This window comes from Actinotalea sp., from assembly GCF_041597215.1.
Classification (GTDB): Bacteria; Actinomycetota; Actinomycetes; order Actinomycetales; family Cellulomonadaceae; genus Actinotalea.
In genome coordinates this window covers 1-11,561 of record NZ_JBFHHB010000093.1, presented here as the reverse complement: position 1 = coordinate 11,561, position 11,561 = coordinate 1, and the positions used below count along the sequence as shown (strand labels likewise).

Annotated in this window: 12 protein-coding genes; 6 read left to right on the top strand and 6 right to left on the bottom strand. The window is 72.9% G+C overall.

Going from position 1 to position 11,561, the window contains the following annotated elements:
• The coding region (locus ABWK99_RS08425) for an ABC transporter ATP-binding protein (protein ID WP_372594252.1) at positions 1 to 691 on the top strand (691 nt) is incomplete at its 5' end.
• Positions 692 to 742: 51 nt separating this feature from the next.
• Here ABWK99_RS08425 and ABWK99_RS08420 read toward each other — a convergent pair.
• Complete coding sequence (locus ABWK99_RS08420; RefSeq protein ID WP_372594251.1) at positions 743 to 1,084, bottom strand: YrdB family protein; 342 nt, start codon at positions 1,082 to 1,084, stop codon at positions 743 to 745.
• 253 nt (positions 1,085 to 1,337) lie between these two features.
• On the opposite strand from ABWK99_RS08420, the gene ABWK99_RS08415 reads away from it, so the two are divergent.
• Positions 1,338 to 2,291, top strand: a complete 954-nt coding sequence (locus tag ABWK99_RS08415) for a nitrilase-related carbon-nitrogen hydrolase (RefSeq protein WP_372594250.1) — start codon at positions 1,338 to 1,340, stop codon at positions 2,289 to 2,291.
• Between the two features lie 118 nt (positions 2,292 to 2,409).
• On the top strand, positions 2,410 to 2,814 hold the full coding sequence (locus ABWK99_RS08410) for a Rieske (2Fe-2S) protein (RefSeq protein WP_372594249.1): 405 nt from the start codon (positions 2,410 to 2,412) through the stop codon (positions 2,812 to 2,814).
• Between the two features lie 29 nt (positions 2,815 to 2,843).
• Here ABWK99_RS08410 and ABWK99_RS08405 read toward each other — a convergent pair whose 3' ends face one another.
• From ABWK99_RS08405 to ABWK99_RS08385, 5 genes are all read right to left on the bottom strand, one after another.
• A complete protein-coding gene (locus ABWK99_RS08405; RefSeq protein ID WP_372594248.1) occupies positions 2,844 to 3,275 on the bottom strand; it encodes a hypothetical protein in 432 nt (143 codons plus the stop codon).
• Between the two features lies 1 nt (position 3,276).
• Positions 3,277 to 3,789 (bottom strand): hypothetical protein, encoded by a 513-nt coding sequence (locus ABWK99_RS08400; protein WP_372594247.1) that lies wholly within the window; start codon positions 3,787 to 3,789, stop codon positions 3,277 to 3,279.
• 144 nt (positions 3,790 to 3,933) lie between these two features.
• Positions 3,934 to 4,686: a tRNA (guanosine(46)-N7)-methyltransferase TrmB gene (gene trmB, locus ABWK99_RS08395; RefSeq protein WP_372594246.1), complete on the bottom strand. Its 753-nt coding sequence runs from the start codon at positions 4,684 to 4,686 to the stop codon at positions 3,934 to 3,936.
• Complete coding sequence (locus ABWK99_RS08390) at positions 4,683 to 5,648, bottom strand: alpha/beta hydrolase (RefSeq protein ID WP_372594245.1); 966 nt, start codon at positions 5,646 to 5,648, stop codon at positions 4,683 to 4,685. The genes trmB and ABWK99_RS08390 overlap by 4 nt, the downstream gene beginning before the upstream one ends.
• Before the next feature lies 1 nt (position 5,649).
• A complete protein-coding gene (locus ABWK99_RS08385; protein WP_372594253.1) occupies positions 5,650 to 6,042 on the bottom strand; it encodes a universal stress protein in 393 nt (130 codons plus the stop codon).
• A gap of 192 nt (positions 6,043 to 6,234) precedes the next feature.
• On the opposite strand from ABWK99_RS08385, the gene clpB reads away from it, so the two are divergent.
• From clpB to ABWK99_RS08370, 3 genes are all read left to right on the top strand, one after another.
• Entirely contained in the window at positions 6,235 to 8,841 is a 2,607-nt protein-coding gene (clpB, locus tag ABWK99_RS08380; RefSeq protein WP_372594244.1) for an ATP-dependent chaperone ClpB, read from the top strand.
• 109 nt (positions 8,842 to 8,950) lie between these two features.
• Positions 8,951 to 9,664, top strand: a complete 714-nt coding sequence (locus ABWK99_RS08375; RefSeq protein WP_372594243.1) for an HAD family hydrolase — start codon at positions 8,951 to 8,953, stop codon at positions 9,662 to 9,664.
• Positions 9,661 to 11,561 (top strand): glycoside hydrolase family 65 protein (locus ABWK99_RS08370; RefSeq protein WP_372594242.1); only part of this gene is annotated, 1,901 nt, incomplete at its 3' end. The genes ABWK99_RS08375 and ABWK99_RS08370, both read left to right, overlap by 4 nt.

Genomic DNA, 11,561 nt, shown 5'->3' with positions numbered 1-11,561 from the left:
GGTGTCGCTCACCATCGAGGCGGGCGAGTACGTCGCGGTGATGGGGCCGTCGGGGTCGGGAAAATCCACGCTGCTGAACCTGCTCGGCCTGCTCGATCGCCCTGATGCCGGACACTACCGGCTGGAGGGGCGCGACGTCACGACGCTGTCGCCGGCCGAGCAGGCGCGTGTGCGCAGCCGGCGCATCGGCTTCGTGTTCCAGAGCTTCCACCTCGTGCCGCGGCTGACGGCGGCCGAGAACGTTGCGCTGCCGATGATGCTGGCCGGCATCCCGCCCCGGGAGCGCGCCGCGCGGGTGACGCGTGCGCTGCGCGACTACGGCCTGGCCGACCGCGCCGACCACCGGCCCGACCAGCTCTCGGGCGGCCAGCGCCAGCGCGTGGCGATCGCGCGGGCGCTCGCCCTCTCGCCGGAGCTCGTCGTCCTCGACGAGGCGGTGTCTGCGCTGGACGTCATCGTGCAGGCCCAGATCCTCGACCTGCTCGCCTCCCTGCAGCGCGAGCTCGACCTCAGCTACCTCTTCATCAGCCACGACCTCGCCGTCGTGCGGATGATCTCCGACCAGGTGCACGTGATGAAGGCAGGGCGCGTCGTCGAGAGCGGGACGCCGGACGAGCTCTTCTCCGCTCCGCGCGAGGACTACACGCGCGAGCTGCTCGCCGCGATCCCCGGGGGGCGCCGCGCCGCGTAGCAGCCCTCGGCCGGGTCACGGGTCACGGGCGGGCGAAGGCGGGCACGGCGCTCACTGGTGCCACAGAGCCATCAAGGCGGCGTTCACGACCGCGGCGATCGCGAAGGCCGTGGCCAGGCCCGGGCGACCCGCACGGGCCAGCGCCACCACCGCTGCGCCCAGGACGAGCACCTGGACGGCGACGACGGCCGGCCCCGGCAGGGCGATCGCCGCCCACGGCGAGGCGAAGGCTCCCCAGAGGGCCGCTGCGGCGAGCGGGGCCCCGAGCCCCGCCACGACCCGCCACACCATCGGGGCGGGCAGGCGGAGGCCCCAGTACGCCAGGGCCACCAGAGCCGCGATCTCGAGAAGGAAACGGGCAGCAAGGTTCGCGCCCTGGAGCACGGTGAGCACGGGGACGTCGTCCTTCCTCGGTCAGGGGTGGGCGGGGACGATCCTGCCGCTCCGGACCGCTCGTGGGAAGGGGTGCCCGGCGGGAGGAGCGAGGCGACAGGTGGAGGAGGTGACACATGCTGGAGGCAGGATGGATCGGCCCTCGGCTCGCACCTACGCTGTGCCCAGCCCCAACTCATGATCACCCGAGGAGCCGCGCCATGACCTGCCCGAGGCCCACCGTCGATCGGCTCGTGACCTGCGGGCGCACGCGATGAGGCTCCTGCTCGCCCCGGAGCTGGACTCCCCCGCGCGCGTCGGCTCGGGCGCTCGGCCGGTCCTGACGGTCGCTGCGGTGCAGACCCGGTGGCACGAGGACCCCGCCGAGCACCGCGCGGTCCTGGACGAGGGGATCGACCGAGCCGTCGAGGCCGGTGCCCAGATCGTCTTCCTCTCCGAGCTGACCCTCTCGCGCTACCCGGCCGACACGATCCCCGAGGGCGAGCCGTCGGCCACGGCCGAGCCGCTCGACGGCGGGCCGACGCACCTGTTCGCTGCGGCGGCCGCCGCGCGCACCGGCGCGTACGTGCACGCCTCGCTGTTCGAGCGGGCGGACGGGCCGGACGGGCTGGGCTACAACACGGCGATCCTGGTCGCGCCGGACGGGTCGATCCTCGCCCGGACGCGCAAGCTCCACATCCCGGTGACGGCCGGGTACCACGAGGAGCGCTACTTCCGGCCGGGGCCGGCGGAGGACCCCTATCCCGTGGTCGAGCTCCCGGTGCCGGGCGGAGCCCGACTCGGTCTGCCGACCTGCTGGGACCAGTGGTTCGCGGAGGTCGCTCGTGCCTACGGGCTCGGCGGGGCGCAGCTGCTCGCCTACCCGACGGCCATCGGGTCCGAGCCGGACCACCCGGACTTCGACACCGAACCGTTGTGGCGGCAGGTGATGATCGGCCACGCGATCGGCAACGGCCTGTTCGTCGTGGCCGTGAACCGCTGGGGCTCCGAGGGGCTCCTCACCTTCTACGGGTCGTCGTTCATCGCCGACCCGTACGGCAGGGTGCTCGCCCAGGCGCCGCGCGACGAGGACGCGGTTCTCGTCGCTCCCCTGGACCTGGCGCAGGGTGAGGACTGGGCCGCGCTCTTCCCGATCGCCCGCACCCGTCGTCCGGACACGTACGGGCTCCTCGTCGAGCCGGTCGGCAAGGCCGCGCCTCGCGGGTGACCTCGCCGACGGCCCGGCGGCGCACTCCTCGGGACGTGCCGCGCGCGCAGCGGCGCGATCTGCGGCACGATCGGTCACGGCCCGTCCGTCCGGGGCGGGCCTGGACGGAGGAGCCCCGATGATCAGCCGCCGCTTCTTCCTGGCCGGCAGCGCGAGTGCCGTCGGTGCCGTCGGTGCGCTCGCCGCCTGCTCGTCGACGCCGTCTCCCGCCGCGACGACACCCTCACCCGGCGACGGGCTGATCTCGCTGAGCGAGCTGCCCGTCGGCGAGGCGGCAGGGGCCCTGACGAGCGCCGGCGAGAAGATCGTCGTCTCGCGGCCGGCGGAGGGGACGGTCGTCGCGTTCAGCGCGGTCTGCCCGCACGCCGGCTGCACCGTCCTGCCGGACGGCGGCGTCCTGGTGTGCCCCTGTCACGGTTCCACGTTCGACGCGGGCACCGGTGCGGTCACCAGGGGTCCTGCGGAGGCACCCCTTGCCCCGTTCGCCGTCGCGATCGACGGCGACGAGGTCGTCGAGGCATGAGCACCCTCAGGAGCCTCGGGCGCCGAGGCTCAGCGCGCCCCTGACTTGCTCATCGCCAGGGAGTCGACGGCGTCGCGCACGGTCGCCAGGACGGACTCGGCCAGCTCGGCGCGGGACTCCGTCTCGGCCAGCGCGTCGGACAGTGCCTCCACCTGCGCACGCAGGGAGGAGATCTGGTCCGAGAGCCGGACGATCTCCGCGTCGTGCTCGGCGAGCGTGCGCGCCGCGTCCCGGTCGCGCTGGCTCACCAGGTCGAGCAGGTGGCTCGTGCGGTCCGCCTGGGCGCGCAGGGAGTCGATCTCCCCGGCGACCCCGGAGGCGATCATCGCGTCCCGCAGGATCCTCACCCGGGTGGTGCGCTCGTTCGGCCGCAGCTCTGCCCAGTTCCCCTGGCGGAGCTGATCGAACCGGGCGTGCTCGACCGCTTCGGCCATCCACTCCACGTCGGGGACTGCGGTCATCTCAGGTTCCTGTCGCGATGCTCAGGCGGGGCGCGGTGCCTCGGCGCGGTCCGTGCTGGGCCGGGGCTGCCGCGAGTGGCGTCGCCGGGGCGGTGACCTCGGCGTGCCGGTCGCCGTCGAGGAGCCCGCGGATCTCGGCAAGGGTGTGGGCGTGCTCGCCCGCCTCGGACCTTGCCGCGTCCCGCTCGCTCGTGACGACCTCGAGCTGGGCGTCGAGGGCGGCGATCCGATCGCTCAGTCGCACGATCTCCGCGTCGTCCTGCGCGAGTCGGCGGCGGAACTCCTCGTCCCGCCGCTCGAGCAGGTCGGCGAGCTCTGAGGCCTGGTTCGCCCGGGACTCGAGGGACTGCAGCTGCGCGCTGACCCCGGAGTTGTCGAGCGCGTTGCGCAGGATCTCGATCCGCGTCGCGCGTTCGCCCTCGCGCAGGTCGTCCCACCCGCCCTGGCGCAGCAGGGAGAAGCGGGCGCGCTCGATCGCCTCGGCCATGCCGTCCGGAGCGAGCGAGTCCACCATGCCTTCTCCTTCGGCGGGGTGGGGTACAGGGACAAGGGGACCGGGCGGGCGAATCGGCTGCGGCGGTCTCTTTCACCCGGATGGCCCAGCGCCCTGCCTCACGGCATGGCGTGACCGGCCGGCGCGGTGCACCTCGTTGCCCGGTCAGCCCTCGGCGCGGACGGCGAGGATGTCGACGATCTCGTGCCCGAGCTCGATCCCCCGCCGCTCGAACTTGGTCACGGGCCGGTGCGCCGGGCGGGGTGCGGGACCGGCATGCGGGTTGTGCAGGCTCGGCTCGTCGGCGATCACCCCGAGCATCACCTCGGCGTAGGGCGCCCAGTCGGTGGCCACGTGCAGGACGCCTCCCGGCCTCAGGAGCGAGGCGAGGAGCGCCACGTGCGGGGCGGAGACGATGCGCCGCTTGTGGTGCCGCACCTTGGGCCACGGGTCGGGGAAGAAGACGTGCACGGCGTCGAGCGAGGACGGGCGCATCGTCCTGGCCAGGTCCAGCCCGTCTCCGTGCGCGATCCGGATGTTCGGGTGCTCGCCGCCGTCGAGCAGCGTGAGCAGGTGGGCGATCCCCGGGAGGTGGGCCTCGACCGCGAGGTAGTCGCGTCGGGGGTCGGCGGCGGCCATCGCGGCCACCGCTTCTCCCATCCCGGAGCCGATCTCGAGCACCAGCGGGGCCGTGCGACCGAAGAGCCGCTCCGTGTCGAGCGTCCCGTCCTCGCGCAGTGGGGCCGACCCCAGGGCGGGGTCGTGCACCGAGAACCCGTAGCGCGGCCAGAGGCGGTCCAGTGCCTCGGTCCTCGCCAGCCCCAGCGGGCTGCGCCGTGGGTGGAAGGTGCGGATCGGGGAGGTCGGCGTGCCCCGTTCGTGCTGGAACCGGTCGGCCGAGTGCGGGGCCGCGGTCACCCGAGCGCCGGGCCGAGGCGGTGGTTCGTCCAGGCGCGGACCGCCTCGAGGTACCCGCTCCGGGCGGGCTCGGGGGACAGGACGAGGTCGTGCACCCCGCCGGGGATCTGCACGACGGTCACGTCGTTCCCGAGCAGCGGCGCGCGTTCGAGGGTCTGCTCGACGGACAGCACGCTGTCGGTCCTGTCGAGCGCCTCGTGCCAGCGACGTGCCGGGCCCGAGCGGGTCGAGGTGCACACGAGGATCGGCAGGTCGATGGCGAGGCCGCGGGCGACGGCGGCGTGCCCGCGGCGGATGGCCCGGAGCCAACCGGCCCGGACACCGAAGCCCTCGACCGGCTTCCACGACAGGTCGTACTCCCAGCCACCCCCGTCCGGATCGCTCAGCCAGGCCCCGTAGTGCGGGTCGAGCTGGCCGACGACGGCGTTCGGGGCGACGCGCCCCAGCACGTCCACCGCACGGGTGGTCAGCACCCGGTCGGTCCATGGCCGGTTGAGGTCGAGCCACGGGCTGTTGAGCACGAGCGCGTCCAGCGCGGGACCGTCTGCTCGGTCCCGGCGGGCCTGCGCCCACAGCGCGGTGATCAGGCCACCGGTCGAGTGGCCCTGGACCACGAGGAGCTCGTGGCCCTCCTCCTCGCGCACGATCCGCGCGGCGGCGTCGAGCTCCTCGGCGTAGCTCGCGAGCGCGTGCACGTCGTTCGCGAGCTGATGGGGGAGCAGGGATCGGCCGTGGGCCCGCAGGTCGAGGGCGTAGAAGTCGTAGCCCTGCGCCGCCCACGCCTCGCCGAGGTGCGTCTGGAAGAAGTAGTCGACGTAGCCGTGCACGTAGAGCACGGCGCGCCGTCGCGGCTCGTCCGGGGTGCGCCGGACGAGCGTGGCGACGGCCTCGCCCTGGTAGTCGGGTCGCAGGGGGATCGTGCGAGCCTGCCAGCCGTCACCCAGGACGTCGGGGCGCCACACCTCAGCGCGCCGCCTTGACCGCGATCACCGGGCAGGTGGCCTCGAGGAGGATCCGCTGGGAGTTCGAGCCGAGCAGGAGCTTGCCGACCGGCGTGCGGTGGCGGATGCCGATGACGATCCCGCGCACGTCCTCGTCCTCGGCGAGGGAGAGGATCTCCTCGGAGGCGTCCTTCCCGCGCACGAGCTGACGGAGCGTGAACGGCACGCTCTCGGCCTCGAGCCGCGTCTGGACCCGGGCGATCTCGGTGTCGGTGGCGAAGGTCGTCTCGGACGGGTCGCTCGTCCCGGAGACGTTCACGACGAGGAGCTCGTCACCGTGGTGGTGCGCCTCGGTGATGCCGTGCTCCAGCGCGGCCTTGCCCTCGGGGGTGGGCGTGTACCCGACGATGATCATCACCTGCGTGTCCTCCTGATGTCTGGGGGTGGCCGACGTCCTCATGCTCGATCATGCCAGCGCGCGGCCTCCGTGCCGAGGGGGCGGGCCGTTCGAGATCGCTCGTCTCGCCGTCCGGAGTTGAGCGGAGTACGCTCAACTTCGTGGCCGCAGGTCGGGCGTGCCACGGCACGACACCCCGGAGGCGCACAGATGGACGCGAAGTTCACCACCAAGTCGCAGGAGGCGCTCGCGGCCGCGATCCAGTCCGCGACCGCTGCAGGCAACCCCCAGCTCGAGCCGATCCACGTCCTCCAGGCCCTCCTCGCCCAGGACGGGGTGGCCACCGCGCTGCTCGACGCGGTGGGCGTCGACCGGGCCGCGCTCCGCGAGCGGGTCACGGCCGCTGCCGCGACCGTCCCCTCCGCCTCCGGCGGTTCGGTGGCCCAGCCCTCGGCGTCCCGCGCCACGCAGTCGGTGCTCACCGCTGCGCAGTCCGAGGCGCAGTCCCTCGGCGACGAGTACATCTCGACCGAGCACCTGCTGCTCGGGATCGCCGCCGGCCAGTCCTCCGCCTCCCAGGCGCTCGGTGCCGTCGGCGCGAGCAGGGAGGCGCTGGCCGCTGCCCTCCCCACGGTGCGGGGCTCGGCCCGGGTCACCTCCCCCGATCCGGAGGACACCTTCCAGGCGCTGGAGAAGTACGGCGTCGACCTGACCGCCGCGGCCCGCGAGGGGCGGCTGGACCCGGTGATCGGTCGCGACAGCGAGATCCGACGGGTCGTGCAGGTGCTCTCCCGCCGCACCAAGAACAACCCCGTGCTCATCGGCGAGCCCGGCGTCGGCAAGACCGCCGTCGTCGAGGGTCTCGCCCAGCGGATCGTGGACGGCGACGTCCCGGAGTCCCTGCGCGGGAAGCGCCTGATCGCCCTCGACCTCGCCTCGATGGTGGCGGGAGCCAAGTACCGAGGGGAGTTCGAGGAGCGGCTCAAGGCCGTCCTGGAGGAGATCAAGGGCTCGGACGGGCAGATCGTCACCTTCATCGACGAGCTGCACACCGTCGTGGGTGCCGGTGCCGCCGAGGGCTCGATGGACGCCGGCAACATGCTCAAGCCCATGCTGGCGCGGGGAGAGCTGCGGCTGGTCGGCGCGACCACCCTCGACGAGTTCCGCGAGCGGATCGAGAAGGACCCCGCCCTGGAGCGCCGCTTCCAGCAGGTCTTCGTCGGCGAGCCCTCCGTCGAGGACACGATCGCGATCCTGCGGGGGATCGCGCCCAAGTACGAGGCCCACCACAAGGTGACCATCTCCGACGCCGCGCTCGTGGCCGCCGCCACCCTCTCCGACCGCTACATCACCGGCCGCCAGCTCCCGGACAAGGCGATCGACCTGGTCGACGAGTCGGCCTCCCGGCTGCGCATGGAGCTCGACTCCTCACCCGTCGAGATCGACGTCCTGCAGCGCGGGGTGACCCGGCTGGAGATGGAGGAGTCCTACCTGTCCACGGCAGACGACGAGGCCTCGCGCGAGCGGCTCGAGAAGCTCCGTGCCGAGCTCGCCGACCGCCGCGAGGAGCTCGCTGCGCTGACCGCGCGCTGGGAGCGCGAGAAGGCGGGCTCCAACCGGCTCGGCGAGCTGCGGGTGCGCCTCGACGAGCTGCGCACCACCTTCGAGAAGGCGCTGCGCGAGGGCGACTACGAGACCGCAGGGCGCCTGCAGAACGGCGAGATCCCCGCTGTGGAGCGGGACATCGAGGCGGCAGAGGCCGCCCAGGACGCCCGCGAGACGGACGGCGAGGGCCCCGACGAGGCGCCCATGATCGCCGAGAAGGTCGGCCCTGACGAGATCGCCGAGGTCGTCTCCGCCTGGACCGGCATCCCCACCGGCCGGCTGCTCGAGGGTGAGACCGCGAAGCTGCTCCGGATGGAGGAGGTCCTGGGTCAGCGGCTCATCGGGCAGCGTCAGGCCGTCGCCACCGTGTCGGATGCCGTCCGGCGCTCGCGGGCGGGGGTCTCCGACCCCGACCGGCCCACCGGCTCGTTCCTCTTCCTCGGCCCGACGGGTGTCGGCAAGACCGAGCTCGCCAAGTCCCTCGCGGACTTCCTCTTCGACGACGAGCGCGCGATGGTCCGCATCGACATGTCGGAGTACGGCGAGAAGCACTCCGTCGCTCGCCTCGTCGGGGCGCCCCCCGGCTACGTCGGCTACGAGGAGGGCGGCCAGCTCACCGAGGCCGTCCGGCGCCGCCCGTACTCCGTCGTCCTGCTCGACGAGGTCGAGAAGGCGCACCCGGAGGTCTTCGACATCCTGCTCCAGGTGCTCGACGACGGCCGCCTCACCGATGGCCAGGGTCGGACGGTCGACTTCCGCAACGTGATCCTCGTGCTGACGTCGAACCTCGGCTCCCAGTTCCTCGTCGACCCGTTGCTCGACCCTGCCGCCAAGCGCGACGCGGTGATGAGCGCGGTGCACGCGGCGTTCAAGCCGGAGTTCCTCAACCGGCTGGACGACGTCGTGCTGTTCGACGCGCTGACCCTCAACGAGCTGGGCAGCATCGTCGAGCTGCAGATCGTGCGGCTCGCCGAGCGGTTGGCGGACCGGCGGCTCACCCTGGAGGTCTCCGCCGCCGCGCGCGAGTGGCTCGCGATCGAGGGCTTCGACCCGGCGTACGGGGCGCGACCGTTGCGTCGCCTCGTCCAGCGCGAGATCGGCGACCGGCTCGCCCGGATGCTCCTCGCAGGCGAGGTGCATGACGGCAGCACCGTCGAGGTCGACCTCAACGCCGACGCGGAGGCCGGCGGGCTGGTGCTCTGGACCCGGTGAGCCCCGCGGGCCGGCCGGCCCGTCGCGGTGCCGACCGGGTGCCGGCCGGCCCCGGCGTTTCACCCGCTCTCGACGGGGCACAACGGTCCGATCCGGGTAGCGTCGTTGGATGGAGTGGTCGACGTTCGGTGCCGTGCTCCTCGATCTCGACGGGGTGCTGACGCCGACGGTCGAGATCCACCAGCGTGCCTGGGAGGAGGCCTTCACGGCCTTCTTCTCCGCCCACGGGATCACCCCCGCCTACACCGCGGACGACTACCTGCGTCATGTCGACGGGCGTCCGCGCGACGACGGAATCCGCACCTGCCTCGCCTCGCGCGGGGTCGTCCTGCCCGACGGCGATCCCGATGACGCCCCCGGCCAGGCGACCGTCGCAGGGCTCGGCAACGCCAAGAACGCCAGGGTCGCCGAGCTCCTCGCGGAGGGGGTCGAGGCGTACCCCGGCTCGCTGCTCCTCCTCGACCACCTCGCGACGCTCGGTATGCCCCTCGCCGTCGTGTCCAGCTCCCGCAACACCCGGGCGGTGCTCCGGTCCGCGGGCCTGGCCGACCGCTTCGGGGCCGTCGTGGACGGGGTCGTCGCCGCACGGGAGGGGCTCGGGGGCAAGCCCGCACCGGACACGTTCCTGCGCGCAGCCGCGCTGCTCGGAGTGCCACCGGACAGGGCGGTCGTCGTCGAGGACGCGGTCTCCGGGGTCGCCGCCGGAGCGGCGGGGGACTTCGGCCTCGTGATCGGCGTGGACAGGGGAGCAGGCGAGCCCGCCCTCACGGCGGCCGGCGCCGATCTCGTGGTGACGGACCTCTCGGAGCTGGTGACGTCATGATCAACGCAGCGCGGATCCGCCACACCGAGCACGCCGGGCTCGGTCAGCTCCCGGCGTACCTCGACCGCACACGCTTCCCGGCCGAACCGTGGCGGCTGACCGAGGAGTACATCAGCACCGCGGACCGTGGGACGACCGAGAGCGTGTTCGCCGTCGGCAACGGGTACCTCGGCCTGCGCGGGAACGGCGAGGAGGCCAACGACTCCGAGAGCCACGGGACCTACGTCAACGGCTTCCACGAGACCTGGCCGATCCGGCACGCGGAGGAGGCCTTCGCCTTCGCCCAGACCGGGCAGACCATCATCAACGCCCCGGATGCGAAGGTCATCCAGCTCTTCGTCGACGACGAGCCGCTGACCGTGGCGGTGGCGGACCTGCTCTCCTACCGGCGCTCGCTCGACTTCGCCGACGGCGTGCTCGTCAGGGAGCTGCTCTGGCGGACCCCCGCGGGCAACCGCGTGCAGGTGCGCTCGCGGCGGATGGTCTCGTTCACCCAGCGGCACCTCGCGGTGATGACCTTCGAGGTGACGGTCCTGGACCGGCCCGCGCCGGTCGCGATCGTCTCGCAGATCCTCAACCGCCAGGACGGGAGGGACGAGTACCGCACGGCCCACTCCGCACCCACCTTCGCCGACCCGCGCAGGGCCGAGGAGTTCACCGGGCGCGTGCTGCTCCCCGAGGTGCACTGGGGGGACGACGAACGGGTGGTCCTCGGGTTCCGCGCCGCGCACTCGGGGATGACCCTCGCCGTCGGAGCCGACCACACCCTGGAGACGGACAACGAGCACGAGGTCGTGACGGACGTCACGGAGGACACCTCCCGGCACGTCTTCCGGGTCCACGCCGAGCCGGGTGTGCCGATCTCGCTGTCCAAGTCCGTCAGCTACCACTCCTCTCGCGGCGAGGCTCCTGCCGAGCTCGCGACGCGGGTCCGGCGCACCCTCGACCGGGTGCGGGTGGAGGGTGTCGAGCAGCAGTTCGACGACCAGCGCACCTGGCTCGACGAGTACTGGGCCCGCTCCGACGTCGAGATCGAGGGGCAGCCGGAGGTCCAGCAGGCCGTGCGGTGGAACCTCTTCCAGGTCGCCCAGGCCGTGGCGCGGGCGGAGGGCACCGGGATCGCTGCGAAGGGCGTCACCGGCTCCGGCTACGGGGGCCACTACTTCTGGGACACCGAGCTCTACGTCGTTCCGTACCTCACGTACACCTCGCCGCTCTACGCGCGCAACGCCCTGCGGTTCCGTTTCGGCCTGCTCCCGGCAGCGCGACGTCGTGCCGCCGAGCTCACCCAGCACGGGGCGCTCTTCCCGTGGCGGACGATCAACGGCGAGGAGTCCTCCGCGTACTACGCGGCCAGCACCGCGCAGTACCACATCGACGCCGACATCTCCTTCGCGGTGAGCACCTACGTCCAGGCCACCGGCGACGAGGAGTTCATGGCACGCGAGGGGATCGACATCCTGGTCGAGACGGCCCGGCTGTGGGCCGACCTGGGCTTCTGGCGCGGCAACGGCTCCGACGTCTTCCACATCCACGGCGTGACCGGGCCCGACGAGTACACGACCGTCGTCAACGACAACCTCTTCACGAACGTGATGGCGCGGTTCAACCTGTGGCGGGCCGCGGAGGCCGTGCACGAGCTCGAGGCGGCGTGGCCCAAGGAGCACGCCCAGATGGTCAGCCGCCTGGGCCTCCGGGCGGCGGAGGTCGAGGAGTGGGGTCGGGCGGCCGACGCGATGGCGATCCCGTACGACGCGGCGCTCGGCATCCACCCGCAGGACTCGCAGTTCCTCGAGCGCGAGGTGTGGGACCTGCCGCGCACCCCGCCGGAGATGCGGCCGCTGCTGCTGCACTACCACCCGCTGGTGATCTACCGCTTCCAGGTGCTCAAGCAGGC